Source organism: Lishizhenia tianjinensis, assembly GCF_900116425.1.
Classification (GTDB): Bacteria; Bacteroidota; Bacteroidia; order Flavobacteriales_D; family Crocinitomicaceae; genus Lishizhenia; species Lishizhenia tianjinensis.
Genome location: NZ_FPAS01000001.1, coordinates 1,034,191 through 1,059,225 on the forward strand (window position 1 = coordinate 1,034,191; position 25,035 = coordinate 1,059,225).

The 25,035-nt window shown below is 36.3% G+C and carries 19 protein-coding genes and 1 tRNA gene; 12 read left to right on the forward strand and 8 right to left on the reverse strand.

The window, feature by feature from the left end; all coding sequences use genetic code 11:
• Nucleotides 1-104: 104 nt before the first annotated feature.
• The gene (locus tag BM327_RS04825) at nucleotides 105-602 is read left to right on the forward strand and encodes a phosphoribosyltransferase family protein (protein WP_090246999.1); all 498 of its coding nucleotides are present in this window, start codon (nucleotides 105-107) and stop codon (nucleotides 600-602) included.
• Here BM327_RS04825 and BM327_RS04830 read toward each other — a convergent pair.
• The gene (locus BM327_RS04830; RefSeq protein WP_090247002.1) at nucleotides 599-1,123 is read right to left on the reverse strand and encodes a shikimate kinase; all 525 of its coding nucleotides are present in this window, start codon (nucleotides 1,121-1,123) and stop codon (nucleotides 599-601) included. The genes BM327_RS04825 and BM327_RS04830 overlap by 4 nt on opposite strands.
• Nucleotides 1,124-1,317: 194 nt before the next feature.
• Here BM327_RS04830 and BM327_RS04835 point away from each other — a divergent pair.
• The 5 genes from BM327_RS04835 (at nucleotide 1,318) to BM327_RS04855 (ending at nucleotide 4,717) form a co-directional block, all read left to right on the forward strand.
• Nucleotides 1,318-1,390: transfer RNA gene (locus tag BM327_RS04835), tRNA-Lys, on the forward strand.
• Between the two features lie 673 nt (nucleotides 1,391-2,063).
• Nucleotides 2,064-3,029, forward strand: coding sequence for a bile acid:sodium symporter family protein (locus BM327_RS04840; protein WP_211664707.1), 966 nt, complete (start codon nucleotides 2,064-2,066; stop codon nucleotides 3,027-3,029).
• A 19-nt stretch (nucleotides 3,030-3,048) separates the two neighbouring features.
• Nucleotides 3,049-3,828 (forward strand): HipA family kinase, encoded by a 780-nt coding sequence (locus BM327_RS04845; RefSeq protein ID WP_090247008.1) that lies wholly within the window; start codon nucleotides 3,049-3,051, stop codon nucleotides 3,826-3,828.
• Nucleotides 3,818-4,201, forward strand: coding sequence for a DUF3037 domain-containing protein (locus BM327_RS04850; protein WP_090247012.1), 384 nt, complete (start codon nucleotides 3,818-3,820; stop codon nucleotides 4,199-4,201). The genes BM327_RS04845 and BM327_RS04850 overlap by 11 nt, the downstream gene beginning before the upstream one ends.
• Nucleotides 4,202-4,360: 159 nt before the next feature.
• Nucleotides 4,361-4,717, forward strand: a complete 357-nt coding sequence (locus BM327_RS04855) for an energy transducer TonB (RefSeq protein WP_139230257.1) — start codon at nucleotides 4,361-4,363, stop codon at nucleotides 4,715-4,717.
• Between the two features lie 116 nt (nucleotides 4,718-4,833).
• On the opposite strand, the gene BM327_RS04860 is transcribed toward BM327_RS04855, so the two are convergent.
• Nucleotides 4,834-5,640, reverse strand: coding sequence for a hypothetical protein (locus tag BM327_RS04860; protein ID WP_090247018.1), 807 nt, complete (start codon nucleotides 5,638-5,640; stop codon nucleotides 4,834-4,836).
• A 158-nt stretch (nucleotides 5,641-5,798) separates the two neighbouring features.
• On the opposite strand from BM327_RS04860, the gene BM327_RS04865 reads away from it, so the two are divergent.
• Nucleotides 5,799-7,391 (forward strand): hypothetical protein, encoded by a 1,593-nt coding sequence (locus BM327_RS04865; RefSeq protein ID WP_090247021.1) that lies wholly within the window; start codon nucleotides 5,799-5,801, stop codon nucleotides 7,389-7,391.
• Nucleotides 7,392-7,493: 102 nt separating this feature from the next.
• On the forward strand, nucleotides 7,494-8,042 hold the full coding sequence (locus BM327_RS04870) for a hypothetical protein (RefSeq protein WP_090247024.1): 549 nt from the start codon (nucleotides 7,494-7,496) through the stop codon (nucleotides 8,040-8,042).
• Here the strand turns inward: BM327_RS04870 and BM327_RS04875 are convergent, their stop codons facing one another.
• The 6 genes from BM327_RS04875 to BM327_RS04900 all read right to left on the reverse strand — a co-directional run bounded on the left by BM327_RS04875 (nucleotide 8,043) and on the right by BM327_RS04900 (nucleotide 15,822).
• The gene (locus BM327_RS04875) at nucleotides 8,043-9,365 is read right to left on the reverse strand and encodes a sensor histidine kinase (protein WP_090247027.1); all 1,323 of its coding nucleotides are present in this window, start codon (nucleotides 9,363-9,365) and stop codon (nucleotides 8,043-8,045) included.
• A gap of 1 nt (nucleotide 9,366) precedes the next feature.
• Nucleotides 9,367-10,752 carry a sigma-54-dependent transcriptional regulator gene (locus BM327_RS04880; protein ID WP_090247029.1) on the reverse strand — a complete coding sequence of 462 codons (1,386 nt, stop codon included), beginning with the start codon at nucleotides 10,750-10,752 and terminating at the stop codon, nucleotides 9,367-9,369.
• 152 nt (nucleotides 10,753-10,904) lie between these two features.
• Nucleotides 10,905-11,333 carry a nuclear transport factor 2 family protein gene (locus tag BM327_RS04885; RefSeq protein ID WP_090247032.1) on the reverse strand — a complete coding sequence of 143 codons (429 nt, stop codon included), beginning with the start codon at nucleotides 11,331-11,333 and terminating at the stop codon, nucleotides 10,905-10,907.
• Between the two features lie 135 nt (nucleotides 11,334-11,468).
• Entirely contained in the window at nucleotides 11,469-13,883 is a 2,415-nt protein-coding gene (locus tag BM327_RS04890) for an ABC transporter permease (protein WP_090247035.1), read from the reverse strand.
• 6 nt (nucleotides 13,884-13,889) lie between these two features.
• Entirely contained in the window at nucleotides 13,890-14,579 is a 690-nt protein-coding gene (locus BM327_RS04895) for an ABC transporter ATP-binding protein (protein WP_090247038.1), read from the reverse strand.
• A gap of 1 nt (nucleotide 14,580) precedes the next feature.
• The gene (locus tag BM327_RS04900) at nucleotides 14,581-15,822 is read right to left on the reverse strand and encodes an efflux RND transporter periplasmic adaptor subunit (RefSeq protein ID WP_139230258.1); all 1,242 of its coding nucleotides are present in this window, start codon (nucleotides 15,820-15,822) and stop codon (nucleotides 14,581-14,583) included.
• Nucleotides 15,823-16,136: 314 nt separating this feature from the next.
• Here BM327_RS04900 and carB point away from each other — a divergent pair, with 314 nt between their 5' ends.
• From carB to BM327_RS04920, 4 genes are all read left to right on the forward strand, one after another.
• Nucleotides 16,137-18,953: a carbamoyl-phosphate synthase large subunit gene (carB, locus tag BM327_RS04910; RefSeq protein WP_090247049.1), complete on the forward strand. Its 2,817-nt coding sequence runs from the start codon at nucleotides 16,137-16,139 to the stop codon at nucleotides 18,951-18,953.
• Nucleotide 18,954: 1 nt separating this feature from the next.
• Nucleotides 18,955-19,203 carry a hypothetical protein gene (locus BM327_RS15775; RefSeq protein ID WP_139230259.1) on the forward strand — a complete coding sequence of 83 codons (249 nt, stop codon included), beginning with the start codon at nucleotides 18,955-18,957 and terminating at the stop codon, nucleotides 19,201-19,203.
• A 128-nt stretch (nucleotides 19,204-19,331) separates the two neighbouring features.
• The gene (locus tag BM327_RS04915; protein WP_170853671.1) at nucleotides 19,332-22,103 is read left to right on the forward strand and encodes a sensor histidine kinase; all 2,772 of its coding nucleotides are present in this window, start codon (nucleotides 19,332-19,334) and stop codon (nucleotides 22,101-22,103) included.
• A 7-nt stretch (nucleotides 22,104-22,110) separates the two neighbouring features.
• Entirely contained in the window at nucleotides 22,111-25,032 is a 2,922-nt protein-coding gene (locus tag BM327_RS04920; protein ID WP_090247051.1) for a sensor histidine kinase, read from the forward strand.
• The last annotated feature ends 3 nt before the right edge of the window (nucleotides 25,033-25,035 follow it).

Consider the following 25,035-nt stretch of genomic DNA (forward strand, 5'->3'; position numbering starts at 1 on the left):
CGTTGATAATTTTCCCTCCGAAAGTAAAAATTTAATCACAAAAATGAAGGAAGTCGCACAAAGAATTCAAAGTAAATTTATATTTGTAACCTAAAGCAAGATATATGGAAACACTGGTTTTATCTCACACTCAAATTGAACAAAAGATCAATAGAATTGCGCACCAAATATTGGAAAACCATTTCGAGGAAGAGACCATTTATCTTGCAGGTATTGAAGGTCAAGGTGCGCGTATAGCTGAAAAAATCCTTGCTGTACTTCAAAACAACAGCGATCAAAAGTTTGAATACTTCAAATTAAGCTTAAACAAAGATTACCCTTTCGATCACAAGGTAGAAAGTACACTTGCCATGGAAAACATCAATGATGCTTGCGTGATCTTGATTGATGATGTGGTAAACTCTGGTAAAACGATGCAATATGCCTTGGTTAAATTATTAGAACAACCTACCAAGACTATTAAAACCGTTGCATTAGTAGACAGAAGGCATAGACGTTACCCAATTAAATGTGATTTTGTGGGGTTGACACTTTCTACTACTTTACAAGAACGTGTGGAAGTAAGAGATGAGCAAGGTGAATTGAACGCTTACTTGGTTTAAGCCTCCTCTAGTATTTTAAGTATTGTATTTACCTCTTGTTGCGTTCTGTCTAGAACGAAATGCGCTTGCTTGTAAACAGGCTCTCTAATTTCTAAGGTATTTTCTATATAGGACAGTAATTCATCTTCCTTGAGTTTTTTCACCAAAGGTCTTTGCTCTTTTGCATTGACCAAACGATTGAACAACTCCTTAGCTGGACGTTGTAGATATATGGTCACTCCTAAAGCATTGAGCTTATCAGAAAGTCCATTATAAATAGGCAACCCTCCTCCAACAGAAATCACCTTTGACTCTGACTTGCCTTTTTCCTTCAAAAGCTCATCTATTAAATTCAACTCAAGATTTCTAAAGTACCCTTCTCCCTGCTGCTCGAAAATAACTGAGATGGTTTTGCCTTCTCTTTGTTCAATGATTTCATCCGTATCTACGAAATCAAGTTCTAATTTTCGCGCCAATTTCTTTCCCAGGGAAGTTTTACCTACCCCCATAAATCCGATAAGAATTACGTTTTGTTCTACCATTGCGGCGTAAATTTAAAATTATTTCACTTTCCTAGCAGCTCATTTTCAAGGCATTCAAAAATGATTTAAAAAAAGTTCCAAAAAAAGTTCAATTCGCCCTTGTTTAAAGGAAAAAACTCTCTATATTTGCACCCGCAATCACAACACAAAAACACTACACCAAACGCGGTTAGTGAGATTGCAAAAAGACTTAAGATTCCGTAGCTCAGCTGGTAGAGCAATACACTTTTAATGTATGGGTCCAGGGTTCGAATCCCTGCGGGATCACAAAAGAAAGCCTTTCACGATAGTGAGAGGCTTTTTTATTTTATGACGTTTTGAAACCTGTTCAAATAAATTGGAAAATAAAAAAGTCAATAGCAGTGACAACTGCTCAAAGGCTTTTATGCTTGGGTAATAAATCCTAATTAAGAATCATGACAATAATCCCTGCGGGATCACAAGAAGGCTTCCAATTTGGAAGCCTTTTTTTTTGGCCTAATAAATTAAGCGCAAAAAAAAGAGTTTGGAGTGTGAGTAGGGAGTATTGAGGATTTTCATTGAACATAAATTTAAACGACCCTACCACTTTCCTTTAGGAGAATTGAATTATCCTTAGCTTAAAAAGTACGGATTTGATCTTTTAAGTACACCATCACTATCAACGGCTACTATAACCAAGAACAAAATCTGCTACTGATAGCAGCGGTTAGCTAGCCAATAGCTAAATTTAGTTGTTGCGCAAAGAAAGTACGACCAGCGGAAGTGCTTGATGAGCTTGCTACAACTTTATTTAGATTTTGACTACTAGTAGCGGATAGCAGGACCATCCAAGTCGCTTGGAAGGGAGCAGCAAAAGAACAGTTTTGAGAATGAGTATTGAGTAGTGAAAACACTTTTCTCTTCAGCTATCTTGTTATCTTAGTTCAAAGCTTTAATTTGGCCCTGAAATTTATATCTGATGTTTAAAATTGATCGTTTTGTTTTTGCCATATTGATCACCATTTCATTGGCTTACCTTTTTCCCTTTTGGGGAAGCAAATCTAGCCCCCTACCCTTGGATACAATTTCGAGCATAGGTATAGCACTCATTTTCTTCTTTTATGGTTTAAAATTGAGTCCGGAAAAATTAAAAAGTGATTTGACCAACTGGAAATTACACCTCCTCATTCAATTGGTCACCTTCCTACTCTTCCCTTTGTTCGTTTTAGCATTTCACCCTTTTTCAGAAACCACAAGTGAAACTTCCTTTTGGCTACCTTTTTTCTTTTTGGCCGCTTTGCCTTCTACCGTTTCCTCTTCGGTGGTAATGGTATCCATGGCGAAGGGAAATGTGCCCGCAGCTATATTTAACGCAAGTATTTCAGGTTTGATAGGAATTGTTATCACCCCCTTATGGATGGGATTTTTCCTTTCGAAAGGAAGCTCAGATTTTGAACTTGGAGATATCTACATCAAGCTCTTGAAGGAAATTTTACTTCCAGTAATATTGGGTGTATTCATGCACAGGTTTTGGGGACAATTCGCACTAAAACACACAAAAAAACTAGCTACTTTTGACAAATCCGTCATCCTACTTATCATTTACAAAAGTTATTCAGACTCCTTTCAAGAAAAGGTTTTCAGCACGGTAAAAATTCTTGATTTAATCTTTGTAGCTTTAGGAGTACTAGCCCTTTTTTATGGTGTATATTTTATATCCGGCTTTCTCTCCAAAAAACTTAACTTCTCACAAGAGGATAAAATTACCGCTCAGTTTTGTGCCTCTAAAAAATCATTAGTACACGGTACTATTTTTTCAAAAATCCTATTTCCAAGTACTTACGCCATGGGCATAGTTTTACTTCCAATTATGCTTTACCACGCCTTTCAACTTTTCATTATTAGCATAATCGCAACACGTTTAGGAAAAGAAAACAAAAGTTGATTTTTACTATCTTCACCCCATGAATTCTTTAGATATAAGAACGGTTGATGTGGTACAATACATCGCTCCTTTGCGCGAAGGAGGATCTATGCCAGGTTTGGTTAGAGCCGATGACGACTTTTTATACGTCTTAAAATTTACGGGAGCTGGTCAGGGTAAAAAAGCTTTGATTGCCGAATTAATTGGTGGTGAACTAGCCCGTTTATTAGGACTAAAAGTACCCGAACTTGTATTTATGAATTTGGAAGACACCTTTAGTCAAACCGAACCCGACGAAGAAATACAGGATTTACTAAAATTTAGTGTAGGACTGAACCTAGGTTTACATTTCTTATCCGGAGCCATCACATACGACCCACTTGTTTCTGAGATAGATTCACCTACAGCCTCAAAAATTGTATTGCTAGACAGTTTGATGAGCAACATAGACAGAACTGCCAAAAACACCAATTTATTGGAGTGGAAAAATGAATTGTGGGTGATAGATAATGGCGCGAGTTTTTACTTCCATCACAATTGGGATACCTGGGAGAATCATTTAACACGCACCTTCCCATTAATAAAGGATCATGTTCTTTTGGCCAAAGCCAAGCACTTGGAGGATGCGGCGCAAATGATAGGTGAAAAATTCACCCCAGAAGCGTTAGAAAACATCATTGCATCCATTCCAGAATACTGGTTAGAAGACGATGCCGTTGCACTTTCACCCGACGAAATGAGAGCTGCCTATCTTAAGTATTTAAACGCGAAATTAGGAATGTTAGACCAACTCGTTAAAGAAGCAAAAGATGCAAAGTAAAGAGAAGTTTGAATACGCCATTATACGCTTAGTTCCTAGAGTAGAACGAGAAGAGTTTTTCAATATTGGAGTTCTCTTGTTTTGCAAACGCAAGAAATTCTTAAAAATGAAGGTTCATGTGGATGCTCGAAAAATAGCTTGTTTCAACACCCCAGTAGATTGCGAAAAAGTTAAAAGTTATTTGGAGGGCTGGCAAAAAGTATGTGAAGGTGGCAGATCAGGTGGAAGAATTGGAGAAATGGAACTGACCGATAGATTTAGATGGTTGGCTGCTTCGAGAAGTTCTATCATTCAAACCTCTATGATGCACACGGGCCTCACCCAAGACCCTGAGAAAACATTGGATTTACTTTTTGAAGAAACAGTACTATAATTAGACTAAAATTGATCATAAGCTGTTCATTTCCGAACAATCCATGTTCGATTATGCACGGTTCTTCGTCACCACATTTTACACTACCCCACAGCTACAAAGGGCTGTAGGATTTTGGCATAACTCTTATTGGATATTCAACAATCAAAAACAAGAGTTATGAAAAATTTAGTCGTACTCCCACTGGTTTGTGTAATCATCAGTTTTAGCGCATTTAGCGCGGGAGATCCATCAGCAGAAACCTGTGTAAACACCACAGAAGTAATTAAGAATTGGGTAGAGGAAATATTGGAATACCCAACCCTGGCTATAGAAAGAAGACAGGAAGGGACCGTTCAAATTTCCTTTACCATAAAAGATGGAAAAATTAATGCTTGGGTAAGTGAAGGCGTATGTAAGCTGTTAGACAACGCCGCTTTGGAGGCAGTGAACAACACGCCACTCAACCAATTGATCTTGTGTTCGGATCAGGAAGGGGAACAATTTACTTTACCGGTGAAGTTTAGGTTAATTTAAAGAGTTATGAGAGTTGAGTGATAAAGACAATTGACGGGAGGGTTGGTTGTCTTTTTTTTGTTGAAAATAATTTTGAAAAAATTGAAATTTCTAACACCTCGCATGTTTGCCAAAATTTAGGTAAGTAGACACTCAAACAAGCGCCTAAACTTATCTTTATTTCGATAATTATAATTAAAAGAAAACTCAAACATATACTTCTGGATATGCAGAAAACTCACACCATGATGCACTCCGTTGAGTATCCGATTTGAATTCATGAGCAAAGTATCCATCCAGTTTTTAACACTGGATTTAACTGGACTCATTGGGTCTTTCAATTCAATCGCTTCCTGAACTCCTAATATCTTTAAACATCGGTAACCAGATTGCTTTAAATTATTTTCTTTCGCAAACACACTAACCTGTAATTCAACTGGAGCAATCAAACTTATCTCATCATTACCTTTTTTGACAGATCTACAAATTGCGGATATAGATTGATTTTTCAAGCCTGTAATATTCTTTTCCGAATCTTTATTCGCAGCATAAATATATAAGTATTGAAAATAATCTTTAGCATTCAAATCCTTGCCCATCGCTGTTCTAATTTTCATCATTAAATACCAAACAGTTCTTTCCCTTTTAATACCCAAAACCCTTGATAATTCAGCGCAAGAATAAGATTTATTAATATGTGTCATTAAAAAAATAGCCTTAAACCAAATTGAATATTTCAGCTTAGTTGATTCTAACATTGTTCCACTTTTTAAACTAATTTTCTTCCCACATTTACAGCGCCAATACATATGTTTACTTCTCCAATTTGTAACATTGGATTTGCAATTTGAACAGCAAATACCTCTGCGTTCTCTTTCCTTTTTTAGATATTGTACACACTTCTTTTCCGTACCGAAACGACGGATAAATTCTTCGAAATTCATGACTTATTAGATTAGGTTGAATCTTAAGTTACGAAAACTCAGCGTCACCTAAAAATTTATTACTTGGCAAACATGCGAGCTATTAGGATATTATAAAGTTTTTTACGTTTTTTTTGCTTAATTTAATCCTCTCAAAACCAATCACTAAATTCCACCTTATGAAATCTTATGTATCCATCCTTTTTAGTTTTATTTCTCTTTTTGGCTTCAGCCAAGGATTAAACTATGAATACGGTCTCAACGACAATTACGATCAAAAAGCAACGGGTGTTGTAAACATTGGAAAGTATACTTATTCTACTCATCAAAATTATATTTCCAATAACTATTCCTCCCCCTCTTACCTTACCAAAACCGACACCTTAGGTCAAGTCCTTTGGACACATGAAATTGTTTACGACAACAATGAATATTTGATTATTCATGAAATAATCCCTAATGAAAATGATGGTGTCTATTTACTAATTGAAACTATGTACCATTGTGACATAGCCAATTACGCCTCTTGGGGTATTCAAAAATTTGATGCCTCCGGAAATCACCTTTGGACAAAACCGTGGATGGAAATAGATATTTTCAACGATAAATTTACTGGACTTACCCTAAATAATTCAAACAACATTTACTTGAACTTTTCTAATAATTCTAGTTCAAAAATCTATACGTTGAATACGAACGGAATTCTTATGGACAGCATAGAAGTTCCACATTTTAACTTAACTAAAATAACATCGAATAGTAATAGTACTTTCCTAGCATCCGAACAAAACAAACTCCACAAATACTCCGCAACAGGCACACCTTTAAATGAAATGTCTTTTAACACAACGGTTACAGACTTCTTAACTGTGAATGACACAACTTACCTCATCACTACAGACAGTATTTTCTCTATTGATAATAACTTTCAGGTGATTTCCCAGAACGCTGTACAAAACCTATCGAGTTACTCCCACCTGAAACATCATGACAACAAGCTATCTTTTATAAGTCATTCAAATACAGCTCAAAACATCATAACATTTGATCATGACCTGCAATTGCTTAACAACCTTCAAATCCCTACTGTGGTAAACATAGACGACCCTAAAGATTTTAATGAACACCATTTAAGTATTCATTCGAATTTTGAAATAACCAACAGCAATAAAGTCATTAGGCAATTAGATTATTCCTTAAATTCTAATGTAAACAGTTCGGTGAATAGAACAGATATTGGTGTGAGCAACCTAAACATCACGCAAATAGACATTTCGGACATACCAAACGTTGACGGCTTATACGCTGTTAAAATATACGCACAAGCATTATTAAAAAATTACGGGAATTTCCCCCTCAACTCATGCAGACTAAACCATCACCATGGACCCCACGTAGCCTGTGGAGAGATCTATTACACGCAAGAGTTTAGCAACCTAAATATATTACCCGGAGATTCCGCATGGATAGATTTAGGATTAATTTTCAATCATCAAAGTTTTTATCAACCCAGCGTAGACTCTATCTTAAGAAACACATGTGTGTACTCAAGTCACCCAAACAACCTTACAGATTTAAACATTACCAATGATGAATATTGTAGAGAAATTACCCTAGGTTATGTCGGTATAGAGGAACCACAATTCCACAAGAAAAAAGAACTCGTTAAAGTAGTAGATATTGTAGGGCGAGAAACAAGCATCAAACCCAACATTCTCTTAATTTACATATACAGCGACGGCAGCACAGAGAAAATTTATCATACTGAATAGAAGTATTCTCTTCCCTACGAAGGAATTCAAAAATATCAGTTCAGCGATAAAATTTGGCGCATTCCCTACAAATCAATAACTTACTTACCAAAACAGTTCGTTATGCGCCCGTATTTACCTTACGTTGTTCTTGGAGCATTGGTTGTTGGACTCTTCTTTTTGTTGAGTTCAGGTACCAACGCCAAAGTTAACCCTGATAAAGAGGGTAACTATACTTTAAAAATGAACAAGGTTTACCTCTTTGGTGGACTTATAGCGCTAATAACTTTTGTAGGAATTAATATTATGCTCTTCCAAACAATGACGTTCAACAGTATCAATGAAGAGCATATTATTTTCTTAGTGGATTTACTCATTCTCCCCCTTGCTATCTATGCTGTAATGAGTTATTACAGACATAAAATCACCTTTAATTCTGACGAACTTACTGTATTTAAAACCAACGGACAAAGCTACACCATGGATTGGTCAGATTTAGAAGATGTTACTTACAACGCTTTTAGTGCAAAGATTTTTGTGAGCACCAAAAAACATGGGAAAATAGGCATCAACCAATACCTCATAGGGTTCAAAAGTTTTATTGAAATGTTAGATAGTAGAACTGAAATTCAAAACGTTTCTCTTCTTAAATCTCGACTAAGAATGGATTAATCACCCTCTACCCTTGGGTATACGCACACAGAAAGTCGTAAAAGGTTGCTCCTCCTTCACCCAGTGAATTTGTCCTTTATGTTTAGCTAATATCTGTTGCGCAACACTTAAACCTATTCCACTACCCTCCTCTTGAGTGGTATAAAAAGGTAAAAAGATATGCGGTAAATCTTCTTCAGAAATTCCGCCTCCATTATCCCTCATAAAAACAAGTACATCAGATTTTTGATCTTTGATTTCTATACTTAATTCTGGTTGAACAATCTCATTCCTCTCAAAAGCTTGCAAACTATTTAAAAGTAAATTCTCAAATACGTGCATGAGCTGCTTCTCATCACCAAACAACATAATTTCATACTCAAAACCTATTTTATGCAAATCTATGTTTTCAAGGCTTTTGAGATTTAACCTTTCTAATTTCTCCAACAATACGTTCAATGAAAAATATGCTTTTTGCGGCGCTGTTATTCTCACCAACTTTCTGTATTTCTCCGTAAACTCAAGTAAATTATCGCACCTATTTTCAATAATGGTTAAGGCCGATTTAAAATCACTCCTGATATTTTCATCGCCAATAACATCCAAATCATCTTGCAATGAATTAGATAAACTTTTTACCGGAGAAATACCATTTCTGATTTCATGGGCAACTACTTTTGCAAAATTCGCCCAAGCTTCAAATTCTTGAGCATTGGCTTGTTCTAAACTAAAGTGGAAGACCTTAAACTCTTGCCGCCTGATCAACAGTTTCGTCATTTCAACTTTGATATCTTTTGGAAAGATAAATTCAAATTCTTTTGCCTCTAACACTACCTGATCATTGCTCTCCATAGATTTAAGTGTGGAATAAACCTTAAGACTGTATCCCTCCAATTCAGAGAAATTACTCACAACTTTATAAGAGAGAAGTTCAGAAACAGCATCACTTTGAAAAACCACTTCACCATTGCGGTTACAAATCAAAACAGCTTGTGCTTGCAACGCTACAAGACTTTGAAACAACACCAAATTATCCTCCAAAACGGCATCCTGATTCCAACGAATCTCCATGATCTCTTTCAAGGCTTCAAAAACTTCTGGAAAATCTGAACGAATAGGCACTTCGTTTTCATACTTATACTGGTGCAAAGTATTACTCAACTTTTTTTGAAAGCGAAATAAAAAACGAATTAATTCTAGGATGGAAAGTAGGATAAATCCTCCCAAAACAAAAGGAGTAACCACCCATTCTTTACTCCATAAAACAAAGCTAAAGCTCACCATCAAAACCAAGAGCATAACAACTCTAAGTCCCAAGAATATTGTAAATCTCTTGATTTTCATGCTACAGGTCGTATTTTTCTAAACGTCTGTACAAAGCAGCTCTTGTTAAGCCTAAATCTTTTGCAGCTTTTGTCATATTTCCACGGTGTACTTTCAACGCTTCATTGATCAAAGCTATTTCCATCTCCTGTAAATTCAGGTTGGCCAAAACACCGGGTCCGGCGTAAATTTCTTTCTTAGCCGCATTCACTAAATCACTGGCGTATATTACACCATCTTTGGCCAATACCACAGCGCGTTCAACCGCATGCTCTAATTCTCTAACGTTTCCAGGCCAACTGTAAGATCTCGCTTCATCTATGGCTTTCGGACTAAACTCTATGGCTTCCTTCTTATATTTTCGTATAAACTTTTGCTTAAAAAAATGCAACAGATCATCTATATCTTCCCTTCTATTTCTTAAAGGGGGGAGAACAATCTCCACCGTATTTATCCTGTAGAGTAAATCCTGTCTAAACTTTCCTCCATCTAACAGCTCTTCCAAAGGCATGTTGGTTGCAGCTATCAAACGAACATCTATCTTTTTGGCTTTCGTGTCCCCTACGGCAATCACCTCTCTATTCTGAAGAACAGACAACATTTTCGCCTGTAGTGGTAAACTTAGATTTCCTATTTCATCTAAAAACAAAGTTCCTTTATCGGCCAAAATCATTCTACCTTCCTTATCGGCATTAAGTCCTGTATACGCCCCTTTCTTTGCCCCAAAAAGTTCAGCTTCAAACAGCTGTTCGTGAACAGTTCCCAAATCAATTTTCACAAAGGCTTCTTCCTTACGCAAACTGGCTGCATGCAAGGCTTTGGCTACCAATTCTTTTCCCGTTCCGTTTTCGCCCAACACCAGAACATTGGCATCCGTTTCGGCCACCTGGGCTATGGTCGCTTTTAAATCGCGCATGACTTGAGAATCACCTATCATCCCAAAGTCAAGCTCTGCAGCATTCTCCACAAAATCCATACGTTGTACGGCCTTCACCTTTTGTAACTCTTGAGTAGTTGATTTTAACTGAACAACTTGCTCTAGAGTTTTTAACAAACGTGCATTCTCCCAAGGTTTTTTAACGAAATCCTTTGCACCCAACTTCATGGATTCTACTGCCAAATTAATTTCACTAAAAGCTGTCATTACGACTATGCTTAAGCTCGGAAACTTTGCAACCAATTCATTAAGAAAGCTCAAACCCTCTGCACCGCTCACCTCTCCCTTGGTATAATTCATATCCATCATCAACACATCATACTCCTCCGCTTCAAGTGCTGCCAATAATTCTTCCTGAACACTGAACATGCTTACTTTCGAATAGTGTTTTTGCACGACTAATTTCAACGCTATGAGTATATTCTCATCATCGTCAAACAAGGCAATTTTATTGGGATATTTCTGGGACATACTTTAAAAATAAGGATTGTTCGATAATGAACACTTTTTTCGTTGTTTTATTTTTGCCCCCCCCACACCTAAAGGATGTGGGCCGCGTCTTCCGCTATAGTCCTCCCCCAATAAACTTGGGGTTGCGGGCTGCCGCTTCAACCGCTGGTAGATTAATCTTCTTCCAACAGTTCCCCCGTTGAAGATTTGGCGATGATCCACCATTTACCCTCCATTTGAATTAGGGTAATATAATCCGTCCATTCTACTATTCCTTCCAACCTCACAATTGCCTTTGCCTGTGCTATATTACCCGTAACACTCAATTCGCTATAGGTCCCAGAGATATTCAATTCTTTCCAATGTGCATTGAAAAATCCAAACATCTCCGCTCTGTTCACCTTCTTATACGCCTTTGCTCCTTGCTCCCATGGACTTATATAGGTCAACTGAAAATCTTCATGAAAAACAGTTTTCAAACCCGTGGTGTCTCCAGCTTTATAATATTCTAAGTAAGACTCCACAGCCGTCTTCGGTGAATGCTGCTGAGCATTTAACAAGCCTGCTATTAACAACAATAATAAATTCAATATATGCTTCATTTCACACTAATTTTAAAAGATAAAACTTAAAAAAGGGGAGCAACAACCTATGTATAAACTACTTGTACCTTCAGGTCGATTTATATTGTACTGCTAAAACAAATTCAATCACTTTTAATGTGCTCCCCAATAACTTTACTCTACTCGTATGGTATCTATAGGGTTTGATTTAGACACCTTGATTCCATGATATATCACCGTAATTAAAACAAGAACCAAAGCGATAAGCAAACTCAAGATTAGACTTCCTATTTGCAAGTTTGTGTGGTAGGCAAAATCATCTAACCAACTGCTCCACAAGAAATAAACAACTGGAGTAGCTAAAACAAATGCACCTATCATGAGCCAAACAAAATCTTTGGCAATTATCCACATTACTTGAACATCTGTTGCACCCAACACCTTGCGTATCCCAATTTCTTTCGATCTGGCTTGTATGCTGTAGCTCAAAATGGAGAACAAACCAAAACTTGCCAAAATGATGGATACGGCTGAAAAAAACATGAATATGGTAAAGAGCTTATTTTCGTCTCTATAGTTTTCCGCTATATCTTGATCGTAAAAACTCAAATCAAAGGCATGCGTTTTTACGGTTTTATTCCATTCCTCTTCTAAATAACTCAAGGTCTTTGTGTAGTCACCTTCTTTGAACCGAATAGATACCGTAGTTCCTCCTTGCAAACTTGGGTTATAGAGCAGAATAAGCGGCTCTAGTTTATTGTGTAAACTCTGAAAATTAAAATCATCAATCACCCCGATCACTTTTCCGTCATTTTCGGCTTGATTATCGGCCAGTAAGCCCCACTGTACACGTTTGTTCAAAGGTTCATCTTCCCAACCAAATTCCTTAACGGCTGTCTGATTCACGATAAAACCTTGTTGTGCATCTGTAGGAAATTTAGACGAAAAGAACCTTCCTTGAGTGAGCTTTAAGCCCAATACTTCCGCAAAGTATTCGTCCACAAATAAGCACTTTACAGTTCTTTCTTGTAGCCTTTCCCCATCTTCTATTCTAAACATAATTTCAGGACTACCACCTGTGGGTAAATTACTGCGTGAATAACTTTTAATTCTATCATCATTCTTTAATAAATCTATCCAAGGCAAGGCATTCTTTCTGGCCGTAGTATCACTGGGCAGCGTAACTGTAACTAAGTTTTCTTTATCAAAACCTAAATTTTTAGAACGAATGTACTCCAGTTGATCTCCCACCAAAAAGGAACCTGTTATCATGAATATGGAAAACAGAAATTGTAGACCAATTAATAATTTTCTAAACAAGCCAACACTCCCCTCTTTCTGTTGTGTTCCCTTCAACACTGTAGTAGGTTTTAGATTTGATAATATGAAGGCAGGATACGCCCCAGAAAGCAAAGCGATAAAAACAAATATCCCCAATTCAATAGCCAACACTTTCGGAGTAAACACATCCCATGCTACAATATATTTTCCAGAAACTTGATTAAATTGTTCTAGAAAGATTTCAGTCAACATGAGGCCAATAAGCATAGAAACGGCTGTGAGCAAACAACTCTCTAAAATGAATTGACGCATAATGCTCGAATTACTTGCTCCAAGGGTTTTTCTTACCCCTACTTCTTTAGACCTTTTTCTTTGCTGGGCTAAACTCAAATTAATGAAGTTAAAAGCAGCTATCAAAAGCAAGAAAAAGCCGAGTAAAACAAAGATATAAAGTGTACTTTTCTTCCCTTTCGGCAAATCGTATTCATGCCTATTATCAAAATGAACATCTTTCAGTGCCGTAAGTCTAAAATCATGCGATGCCTCTGAACCATTGGCTTGTCCCCAAGGTAAAACATACTTCTCATTGACCTCATCCAACTCATCCTCAAAGTCATAAGGATCTATAGTTTCCTTCATTAAAATAAAGGTAAAAACGCCTATTCTAAACCAGTCTTGCGTAAATACATCTCGTGTTTGCTGTGGTAGTGTAGACATGGACACAACGGCTTTGAATTGCATTTCTGAATTTGGCTTTACATCTTCAATGACCCCAGTCACCCGCAACATGGAGTTGTTCATTTTCAATTGCTTGTTCAACACATCTGTAGCACCAAAAACTTTTAGGGCCAAAGTCTTGGTTAACACCACCGTATTTGGGGCCTTTAACGCGTCTTTCGGATCACCTTGAATAAATTCGTAGGTAAACACATCAAACAAAGTACTATCTGTAAAGCGAATATTATCGGTTTTGTAAACGGTATTATCCACCGTTAATTCCACTTCACCTCCACCACCAAAAAAGCGAACATAATTTTCAACCAAAGGGTAATCGCGTTTAAGGGTTGGACCCACCGCCATGTTGGTAACGGCCGCCTGCATATCTCCTCCTAAATCAAGGGTGGTAGTTAAACGATAAATCCTGTCCTTTTTTTCGTGATAATTATCGTAAGAGAGCTCGTCAATAACATATAAGCCAATTAAGGTACTGGCGGCTATACCAACGGCCAATCCAATGACATTCAACAAGGTGTACACCCTATTTCCAAGAAGATTTCTCCACAATACTTTTAACTGATTTCCTAGCATCTTCTCTTATAATTGATTTACAGCTTCCACACGTTCAGTAAGTAATTTACCATCGCGTAATTCTATGATTCGTTGCGCAACTTTAGCGTCATTGGATGAATGCGTCACCATAACTATGGTAGTACCTGCAGCATTTAAGCCTTTTAAGATGTCAAGTACCTCATTTCCAAAATGACTATCCAAGTTTCCCGTAGGCTCATCGGCCAATACCAATTTAGGTTCTGTTACCACGGCTCTTGCCACGGCCACACGTTGTTGTTGTCCGCCCGACAACTGCGAAGGATAATGGTTCTTGCGGTGCGCTATCCCCATTTTCTCCAAAACCCTATCTACTTTCTGTTTGCGTTCACTTTTAGGAATATTTAAATATTGAAGCGGAAGCTCCACATTTTCTCCCACCGTTAATTCATCAATTAAGTTGAAGTTTTGAAACACAAAACCTATGGTGTTTTTTCTCACATCTGTTCTTTCATTCGCTTTTAAAGACGACACATCTTTACCATCTAAAAAATAAGAACCGCTATCTGCATTATCCAACATCCCAATAATGTTCAATAAAGTTGACTTTCCACAACCTGAAGCCCCCATAATGGCTACAAATTCACCTTGATTAATAGTTATACTCAACCCATTCACGGCCAAAGTTTCAACCGCAGAGGTTCTGTATTTCTTTACAATATTTTCTAATTTCAACATATTAGTTCTGTATTAATATCTCATCTTCTTTACTATAACCTTCGTAAGAACTCATTATAAATTCTTCTCCTTTTTCCACGCCTTCAATCACCTGGTAATACTGTGGGTTTTGTTTGCCTAAAACTATTTTGCGTTTGTAGGCTCTACCTTCTTTTACAACGTATACAAATTTTCCTCCCGACGATGAAAAATAGGATCCGCGGGGAATTTTAAGGGTTTCCTCTTTTCCACTAATTGCAATGGCCACTTGAAAACTTTGTCCTCTACCTAAATTCTCAGGAAGTTCATCCTCAAAAAACAACTCAATTTCAAACTGACCATTCACCACATTTTGTTTCACACGAGTAATGGATAAATGAAAGCTTTTTCCCTGTACTTTAATCTCTGCTTTTTGTCCAACCACTACTCTATTTAAATAATGCTGATCTACTAAAGCCACAATTTTATAAGCTCCTGGAACATCCACACGGGCTACAATTTCATTAGCTGCTAAGACCTGACCTATTTCCACATCAAACGAAGTTAAACGACCACTCAAGGGAACTAAAACCTGCATTTCTTCAATTTTAGAGCGTATCATTTCAAGGTTTCTTTCCATCAAAGCTATGGATGCTTTTATCCTATCATTCTGCACCTTCAAATAATGCTTATCCTCTTCTAAGCGCTGTTTCAAAACCTTTAAGCGATTTGTAGTATAGCTTTTTTCTTCTTTTTGCTTTTCATATTCCAATTGAGCCAAGCCTTTCATGACAAATACAGCAGAATCCCCTTTAAAACTTCTACTGATATTTTCTTTCTCTTTCAGCGTTAAAGCATAATCATCTTCTAACCTTCTCAAGTTTTGATGAAGTGTAATTTGTGTATTCCTCAAGTTATTCAATTGCTCCACTACTTGGGTTTCTCTTTGCATGTATTCTAAAACCAAAGCTTCATTTTGCAAGGCAAGTAAAACTTCACCTGCTTTTACGGTATCACCATCTTCTTTGTACTTATAAAGAACAGCTCCCCCCTCCTTGGCATCTATTAAAATAGTTCGTTTCGGTTGAACGGTACCATTGGCGATGACTATTTCCTGAAATTCGCCAAAACTCACTTTACCTAATTTGATTTGTTTGAAAGGAACTTGTACAATATTATTATTAAGATAAACCGTCAACAACGCACCCAGCAAGAAAACACTACCCACCAAGTAGATTTTAACCTTATGTTTTTCCCAAAAACTTTTTTCAATTTCTATGTCCACAACCTCCTTTAATTTTACAAGAGCTAGCGAATGATTGTGCCAAAAAGTCAAACCCTTAAAAATCAAGACAAAACAAAATAAGAACTCTTCATTAAGTGTACGATAATGAACAGAACGCGTACGATATCGTACAGAAAATAAAGCCCTTCAGAAAAAAAGAATCCCCCTCTAAGGTTGTAGTCCAAGGAATTACAATTAAAAACAACGCTTTCTTGAAAACTATCTCCAATAAACTTTTTAAACAGAATAAAAGGTGCTAAATTTGCCCCCAATTTGGTTTAACATTTTTGGAAACAAAAAAAAATTAGTTCAGAATGCCTAGAAATGAAAGCATTAAATCGATATTAATTATCGGTAGTGGCCCAATTGTTATCGGTCAAGCATGTGAGTTCGATTACTCAGGATCTCAAGCAGCACGTTCATTAAGAGAAGAAGGAATCGAAGTTACTTTGATAAACTCGAACCCTGCTACAATTATGACAGATAAGGTTGTTGCAGACAACGTTTATCTAAAACCTCTTGAGCCAGAGAGCATTCTAGAAATCTTAGAAAAACACAACATTGATGCAGTACTTCCAACAATGGGAGGTCAAACCGCATTAAACCTTGCCATCAAATGTGATGAAATGGGTATCTGGGAAGATCACGGAGTAGATATCATCGGGGTTGACATCAACGCGATTGAAATTACTGAAAACCGTGAGGCATTCAGAAACTTAATGGAGGAAATTGATGTACCAATGGCTCCACAAACAACAGCAAAATCTTTCTTAGAAGGTAAAAGCGTAATGCAAGAGTACGGACTTCCTGTTTGTATTAGAGCATCCTACACTTTAGGAGGAGCTGGTGCTGCTATCGTACACGACGAAAAAGACTTTGACGACAACTTAAATAAAGGTTTACACGCCTCTCCTATTCACGAGGTGATGATAGACAAAGCTTTATTGGGTTGGAAAGAATACGAATTAGAGTTATTGAGAGATAAGAACGACAACGTTGTAATTATCTGTTCTATTGAGAACTTCGACCCTATGGGGATACACACAGGAGACTCAATTACAGTAGCTCCAGCAATGACCTTATCTGATACTACTTTCCAACGTATGAGAGACATGGCTATTAAAATGATGCGTTCTATCGGTAACTTTGCCGGAGGGTGTAACGTTCAGTTTGCCGTATCTCCAGACGAGAAAGAAGATATCATTGCAATTGAAATTAACCCACGTGTATCGCGTTCTTCTGCCTTGGCATCTAAAGCAACTGGTTACCCTATTGCGAAGATTGCTTCTAAGTTGGCGATTGGATACACATTGGATGAACTAGATAACCAAATTACAAAAACTACTTCTGCATTATTTGAACCAACATTAGACTACGTTATCGTTAAGATTCCACGTTGGAACTTCAACAAATTCCCTGGTGCTGATCGCCAGTTAGGATTACAGATGAAGTCAGTTGGTGAAGTAATGGGAATCGGTAGATCTTTCCAAGAGGCTTTACAAAAAGCTTGTCAGTCACTAGAAATTAACCGTAACGGTTTAGGAGCAGACGGAAAAGAAGTTACCAACCAAGACGAAATTCTTCACTCTTTAGCACACCCAAGCTGGAACAGATTGTTCCACGTATACGACGCGATCAAATTAGGTATACCTTTCAAAACTATTTTTGAAAAGACTAAGATTGACGTATGGTTCTTGAAGCAAATTGAAGAGTTAATCAAATTAGAAAGAAAAATTGAGAAGTTCTCAATTGACAATATCTCTAAAGACTTGTTATTCGAAGCTAAGCAAAAAGGATATGCTGACCGTCAATTAGGTCACTTATTAAGATGTTTAGAATCTGAAGTACACGAGAAAAGAGAAGAATTCGGTATCAAGAGAGTTTACAAATTAGTAGATACTTGTGCCGCTGAGTTCCCAGCACAAACGCCATACTACTACTCTACTTTCGAATACGAAAACGAGAGTGAAGTATCTGACAAGAAAAAAGTAATTGTTTTAGGATCTGGACCTAACAGAATTGGTCAAGGTATTGAATTCGATTACTCTTGTGTACACGGAGTATTGGCAGCCAAAGAATGTGGATACGAAACAATTATGATCAACTGTAACCCAGAGACAGTTTCTACTGACTTTGATACAGCTGACAAGTTATACTTCGAGCCTGTTTTCTGGGAGCACATTTACGACATCATCAAGCACGAGAAACCAGAAGGTGTTATCGTACAGTTAGGTGGTCAAACAGCATTAAAACTAGCTGAGAAATTAGAGCGTTACGGAATTAAAATTTTCGGAACAAGCTACGATGCTTTGGACTTAGCAGAAGATAGAGGTAGATTCTCTAAATTATTGAAAGAAAACAACATTCCTTACCCAGAGTTTGGTGTGGTAGAAAGTGCTGAGCAAGCAATAGAATTATCAAAAGATTTAGGTTTCCCATTGTTGGTTCGTCCATCTTACGTATTGGGTGGTCAGAAAATGAAAATCGTTATCAACGAGGAGGAATTAGAGCACCACGTGGTAGATATCTTAAGAGATATGCCAGAGAACCAAATCTTATTAGACCACTTCTTAGGAGGAGCAATTGAAGCAGAAGCTGATGCAATTTGTGACGGAGAAAACGTTCACATCATCGGTGTAATGCAACACATAGAGCCTGCAGGAATTCACTCAGGTGACTCTTACGCAGTATTGCCTCCATACAACTTAGGTGATTTCGTAATGCAACAAATCGAAGACATTACAAAGAAGATTGCCGTTGAGTTGAAGACAGTAGGTTTAATGAACATACAGTTTGCAATTAAAGATGAAATGGTTTACGTGATCGAGGCCAACCCAAGAGCTTCTAGAACAGTTCCTTTCATTGCAAAAGCTTACGACGAGCCGTATGTAAACTACGCTGCAAAAGTAATGTTAGGAGAAAAGAAAGTAACTGATTTCGAATTCAACCCGAAAAAAGAAGGGTATGCGATCAAGATTCCAGTATTCTCTTTCAACAAATTCCCTAACGTAAACAAAGAATTAGGACCAGAGATGAAATCTACAGGAGAGGCGATCAGATTTATCAAAGATTTGAAAGACCCATTCTTTAGAAAAGTATTCTCTGAAAGAAACTTATACTTATCAAGATAATATGTTGTTCTTACTCTATGCAGCTAATTTTCTGAGAACAGTTTTAATTATTATCGCTGTTCTTGTAATTGTTCGCTTCATTGGCCGATTAATGAATGCCAAACGAAATATAAGTGAACAAGAGCGCTTTAATAAGCAAAAAGAAGCTTACCGCAAAGAGAAAGAAGATACACAACGTAATATCGGAAAAGTCTCCATACTCAGAGGCCGAAAGGAAGCTGAAGATGTAGATTACGAAGAAGTTGATTAAATCAGAAAAAGCACTAATTTAGCGATTAGTGCTTTTTTATTTTTATGCGATTCACTCTACTTATTTACCTACTCTTTCTATGCCTCTTTGCACAAGGGCAACCCAACTTTGAAACCCAGGGTTTAAACGTGAGTGAACAACTTAACCTACCTAGTTTAGAGACCTACAAAATAAAACAAGATAGCAAGGGTAATATCTGGATATTATCTGATGCAGGTGTAATCCAATACGATGGAAACACTTCAAAAATATTCACCGCAAAAGATGGCTTAACAAATTCCACCATATTTGACATGTATGAAGATCAATTCGGTAGAATTTGGTTTTTAGGAATGTCGCTTGAACTTTGTTACTTCCATGAGGGTAAAATTCACTCCTATCGTTACAATCAATTGTTGAAACAACGCTTAAAAAACAAAGTTAGAATCTGGAAAGAGATTTATGTTGATTCCAATGATGCTGTGTATTACTCCATCAACGGTGCGGGTTGTCATAAAATAACAAAAGAAGGAGACATAACTAAAATCAAGCAAAAAGACGGCATTGAAATTTTAGAAATTGAAGACCATTTAATGATTTCCTGTAACATGCTTAAAGATAATTACAGGGTGGGTAAGAATCTCGACACCTTAAAACTTGATTTATATTTCAAGAATCAAGTGAAAGCATTGTTAACACCTCAAGTCAACTCGGCCATACAACCTTTTCAAAAAATAAAGGGATCAAATTTCAGTATTCTCTATAATACGGTATTTAAGGAAATGGAAGTTGTGGAAACAGAATCCAAAAGTGTTTATCTCACCCCTTACCACGATGACATTCTTGTTGCAACCGCCGGAGGCTTTTACATAGGTAAAGTAACGCAATCAGGCATTACGCGTAGCTCACCAATGGTACTTCGCAATGATTACATCACCTCTATTTTGGTGGACAACCAAGGCGCAATTTGGGTATCTACTTTAGAGAATGGTATCTTTTATTTCCAAGATCTGAACTTACAGTCCTCAACTTATATCGAAGAAGAAACGGATAAAAACATCCATAAAATCTTCACCTTCCAAAACAATCTTTACGCCCTAAGCTACCATCATTTATTCAACCTATCAACATCTACATTTCTTTCAACAGAAGCGAATCAAGAGTATTGCAACTACGCTATTCTGGAAGATAAATTGGTATTATCTAAGGGAGGAATACTCCATCCCTACAAAACTGAATTTGGCTACACACTTCCATTCTCCAGAGATCTAAAGGTAATAGACAATAAAATTTTTGTCTCTTCCTCAGACCGGGTTTACACAATAAAACCCGACCAATTAAAAATCACGCCTTTTTTCACCCCTTTCGATGATTCTAAAATTACATACTCAAAAAAAATTGCTCTTATTGATAGTAGCACTATACTCCACAGTAGTTTAGAAAAGATTAGAATTCTTAAGAAACACGCTACCCTGAAAGAGTTCTCAGATGCATACAATGTTCAACAAATGGAGAATATTGATCGTCAGCAAATACTCATTCTAGACAAAACCAAAGGACTGTTTTCTTTTAATATTGAAACCCAAGAAATTCAAGCACTCAACAACATCAATAGACTTTTACCCGAGGTAGAATTCAATTGCTTTTACTACGAAAAGAACAGAAATGAATACTATATAGCTTCTAATTCAGGTTTATTTATCTGTAGAGATAGTTCTATCAGAATTATTGATAAAAACAACGGTTTATCCTCCAATCAAATTAACAGTCTTTACTATGAAAACAACACCTTATACTTTGGAGTTAAAGGTAATGTATACCGTTATCACCTTAGTTCAAATCTTCCTCAACAACCTATTAAATCACAAAAAGCAAAAGCCACATTACTCACCTCTGACTCAAATAGTATAGCTATTTACGAGGAATCCAATTTTAGCTTCCCTTCTGGACTTAAGTTCTTAGAGTTTGACCTCAGTACCTACTCTTACTCCAATTGGTTTCATAAACAATACCAATTTAGAACAGACACCAGTAATACTTGGATATCTACCAACACCCCCTCTTTTACATTAACCAACTTGAACGGCAAATATCAATTGGAGGCACGATACAAAATTGATGCGTTTACCTGGTCATCTCCCATTCAATTGGCACAAATCACCATTACCCCACCTTGGTACAAACACTGGATCATGCTGGTGCTGTATTTAATCAGTTTAGGATTAATCATACTCTTACTTGTACGTTTTCGTTTGAATAGAAAAATGAAAAAGCTTCAGATTCAAAACAACCTACTATCTTATCAGCAAAGGTTGAATAATGCGAGAATCAAACCTCACTTTATTTTCAATGTTTTGAACTCTATCAATAGTCATATCCTTTTCAATGAAAACCAGCAGGCTTCTAACTACCTCATCAAGTTTTCAAAACTGCTTCGAAACCTACTCGAAAAATCTGGCGATGACATCATTCTGATAGAACATGAGGTAGATTTAATTCAATCCTTTTTAAACCTCGAACAAATTCGAAACAATAATTTTGAATATACCATTGACCTGCCGTTAAACTTAAAAAGTCTTTACATTCCCTCTCTTATGATACAACCCTTTGTTGAAAATGCGGTTGTACACGGACTTCATGCTGAAAAGGATCAAAATATCATCAGCATTAGCCTAAAAAAACAGGGTAGTAAGACGATTCAAGTATCTATTAGCAACAATTCTCAGATGAGCCTGGAACAAATTGAGAAATGGCAAAAATCTAAAGAGGGACACGCGGTTCATATATCAAAAAGTAGAATTGTTAATTATAACAGACTTTTTAAACGAAAAGATTTATCTATTGAATTAGTTCCAAAAGATGACAACACGGAAATCATTTTAATATTACCCATCATCCCTAACCAAAAAAAGAATCTATAGATTAACAATGCGAGTATTATTACTTAAATACCTATTTGCCTTTATCTGTGCCGCTGCATTCTCTTCAATGAGTTGGGGACAGAATTTTAATTTTGAATATTCCACGCTTTCCATTAATGAAGAATGTGGACTAAACAGCAGGGAGTGTTATTTTGTAACAAAAGATAGCAAAGACAATCTTTGGATTTGTACAGACCTTGGGGTATACAAATATGATGGTTACAATACCATACACTATAGCATCAATGACGGTTTATTAAGTAACGTTGTTTTTGAAATATATGAAGATTACAAAGGAAGAATATGGTTTTTAACAAAATCTACTCTCTTATGCTATCTCGAAGGTGGAGTCATAAAGAGTTATGAATATAACTCGGAAATCATCAAACATTGTATCTACCCTACCACTGATAGAAAAAAACTTATTGTAACACCAAATAACGTTTATTACTCAGTTGATTTATGTGGTTATTTCACCATTACCAATAAGGGGCAAATTATAGAAAACAACAATCCTGTGGGAAGACTTACCCTTGGAATATTAGAGGATAGTTTATGTACAATAGGATATAAAAGCACAAAAAGAACGCTTCAACAAATACTTAAGGATAAAGTAAAATATCGCCCTTTGTATATTAACAAAGAAGGGAACATCTATCAAACGAATGCAGACTCTGTAGAACGACATAAAAAATTTGATATAAGACACCTAAACGTTAATGATAACGACCTCGAAGGATTTGCCATATTAGGAGGTGCTTTATACAAATTTCCTGAGATTCAATTTTTACTCAAAGATGTATCATGTTTTTACCCGGATCCACTTCTGGATAATGCATATTGGATAGGAACAAAAAATGGATTCTTCCATGCTAAATTCATAAACAAACGTTTAATTAAAACTAAGAATTCAGAAACATTAGCTGGTAACTTCATAACTTCTATTTACTGTGACGACCTCGGAAACACTTGGGTAACAAGTTTAGAAAAAGGACTTTGTTTTTTGCCAAAACAACGTATACACAAACTTGAAATAACTCCTTTTTTAGAAAATCAAGAGAATGTAAGGGACTTTGAAGTTTTTAAATCTCAACTGTATGTGTCAACAAAATTCCATCTGGTAAATACAAATACAAAAAGAGTGGTTACTGCAAATTATTCACTTCTTCAAAATTACAAGGATTCCTTACTCATTGCAAGTAACTTAATCCGTAAACCACATGATTGGGGGGGAATGGAAAGTAATTTAATGAGTATTGATTTTACACGTGATTTTTTGCAAAAAGACAATGATATATATCTACTTTCCAATTTAATAACGAAAACAAATGTTCCCTCAAAAAGATTAGAAGTTATCTACCAAAGTAACCTTAGTAAACTCAAAGACCATCATTTGATTCGTTTCTTAGCAACCGAAAATGAAATCTATTTTGCATCATCAACAGCACTTTTTCAGTTAAAAAAAAATACTGTTTATCTTCTCAAGAATTTGGAGGGTATGGAAATTTCAGACCTAGCTCACATACCAGCCATAGGTATTATTATTTCATCAAAAAGTCAAGGACTTTTTAGATACCAAAATAGCACATTACAAGCCTTTCAACTTGAAGAAAACAACGATTTAACTCGAAACATATCTTGTATACACTATTCAGAAAAAACATCTTGCTTATACATCGGAGGTTATCAAGGACTAATTATCTACCACGTTCCAAGTGGTAGAAGCGTTCAGCTCAACAAAAACCACGGGTTTGTCAATTCAAAAATTAGTATAATAAAAGAATTCAATGATGAAATCTTTGTGGCCAGTTTTGACAAAATCTATAAGGTAAAAAATGAAGAAATAGTAAATCTTTTCCAAACAAAAGCAGAAAATACCAGAATCGCATCTGGAATAACGGGGATTTTACAAGATGGAATAAAATCAAAATCGCTCAATCAACTTTCTTACTTCGCAGATTTCATCACACTTAATTTTAATGTGAAGGATTACAGCGTTTGGAAAAACAAAAAATACCAATACCGCCTCGATAAAAAAGGAAATTGGAATACAATATTATCTCCAGAGATACTCTTGCCTAACCCTAGAAAAAACTTTAATGTAGAAGTAAGATATTTAAAAAGCAATGACACTTGGAGTGATGTAGTAATAAACCATACAGTAAATATTTCACCACCTTTTTATAGAACTTTCTGGTTTTATGTCTTAATTGTACTTTTGGCGTTCATTTTCCTTTTTTCAATATTAAGATTCAGATTAAAAAGAAAAGTAGAACGGCTACAAATTGCAAACAACCTACTATCACACCAACAACGCTTGCAAAACGCTCGTATTAAGCCTCATTTCATATTCAATGTTTTAAACTCTATTAATGGACACATACTTTTCAATGAAAACAAACAGGCCTCTAATTACCTTATTAAATTCTCGCAATTGATGCGTAATTTATTGGAGAAATCGAGCGATGATATTATTTCTCTAGAAAGTGAGGTTGAGTTACTCCATGCGTACTTATCCCTAGAGCAAATTCGAAAAGAAAATAAGTTCAAATTTCAAATAGATCTTCCGAATGAATTAAAACATTTCAATATTCCTGCATTGATGACACAACCTTTTACTGAAAATGCGGTGATTCACGGTATTTCTGACATGGAAGATAGAGCAGAGATACGAATAGCATTTAGTAGAGTATCAGATCGCTCTGTGCGTGTTGAGATTTGTAACACCGGAATAATTCCTTCTGATCAACTAAGTAAGTGGAACAATTCATCCGTTAAAAATGCTGTAGGTATTACCCAAGAACGCATCAAAAACCTTAGGTTGTTACACAACAATGCAGAATTGTTCATGGAAATTGAAAGAAGAGACAACCTAACATGTGTTGTAATGGTACTACCAATAATTAAATCGGAAGGTAGAGAAGCTTAAATA

What these genes read in the sequence shown, in the direction of transcription:
- BM327_RS04850 (WP_090247012.1), top strand. Translation starts at nt 3,818, where the DNA reads ATGCAAAGTAAAGAGAAGTTTGAATACGCCATTATACGCTTAGTTCCT.
- BM327_RS04895 (WP_090247038.1), bottom strand. Translation starts at nt 14,579, where the DNA reads ATGTTGAAATTAGAAAATATTGTAAAGAAATACAGAACCTCTGCGGTT.
- BM327_RS04920 (WP_090247051.1), top strand. Translation starts at nt 22,111, where the DNA reads ATGCGAGTATTATTACTTAAATACCTATTTGCCTTTATCTGTGCCGCT.
- BM327_RS04890 (WP_090247035.1), bottom strand. Translation starts at nt 13,883, where the DNA reads ATGCTAGGAAATCAGTTAAAAGTATTGTGGAGAAATCTTCTTGGAAAT.
- BM327_RS04845 (WP_090247008.1), top strand. Translation starts at nt 3,049, where the DNA reads ATGAATTCTTTAGATATAAGAACGGTTGATGTGGTACAATACATCGCT.
- BM327_RS04875 (WP_090247027.1), bottom strand. Translation starts at nt 9,365, where the DNA reads ATGAAAATCAAGAGATTTACAATATTCTTGGGACTTAGAGTTGTTATG.
- BM327_RS04870 (WP_090247024.1), top strand. Translation starts at nt 7,494, where the DNA reads ATGCGCCCGTATTTACCTTACGTTGTTCTTGGAGCATTGGTTGTTGGA.
- BM327_RS04880 (WP_090247029.1), bottom strand. Translation starts at nt 10,752, where the DNA reads ATGTCCCAGAAATATCCCAATAAAATTGCCTTGTTTGACGATGATGAG.
- BM327_RS04830 (WP_090247002.1), bottom strand. Translation starts at nt 1,123, where the DNA reads ATGGTAGAACAAAACGTAATTCTTATCGGATTTATGGGGGTAGGTAAA.
- BM327_RS04860 (WP_090247018.1), bottom strand. Translation starts at nt 5,640, where the DNA reads ATGAATTTCGAAGAATTTATCCGTCGTTTCGGTACGGAAAAGAAGTGT.
- BM327_RS04885 (WP_090247032.1), bottom strand. Translation starts at nt 11,333, where the DNA reads ATGAAGCATATATTGAATTTATTATTGTTGTTAATAGCAGGCTTGTTA.
- BM327_RS04825 (WP_090246999.1), top strand. Translation starts at nt 105, where the DNA reads ATGGAAACACTGGTTTTATCTCACACTCAAATTGAACAAAAGATCAAT.
- BM327_RS15775 (WP_139230259.1), top strand. Translation starts at nt 18,955, where the DNA reads ATGTTGTTCTTACTCTATGCAGCTAATTTTCTGAGAACAGTTTTAATT.
- BM327_RS04840 (WP_211664707.1), top strand. Translation starts at nt 2,064, where the DNA reads ATGTTTAAAATTGATCGTTTTGTTTTTGCCATATTGATCACCATTTCA.
- BM327_RS04865 (WP_090247021.1), top strand. Translation starts at nt 5,799, where the DNA reads ATGAAATCTTATGTATCCATCCTTTTTAGTTTTATTTCTCTTTTTGGC.
- BM327_RS04855 (WP_139230257.1), top strand. Translation starts at nt 4,361, where the DNA reads ATGAAAAATTTAGTCGTACTCCCACTGGTTTGTGTAATCATCAGTTTT.
- carB (WP_090247049.1), top strand. Translation starts at nt 16,137, where the DNA reads ATGCCTAGAAATGAAAGCATTAAATCGATATTAATTATCGGTAGTGGC.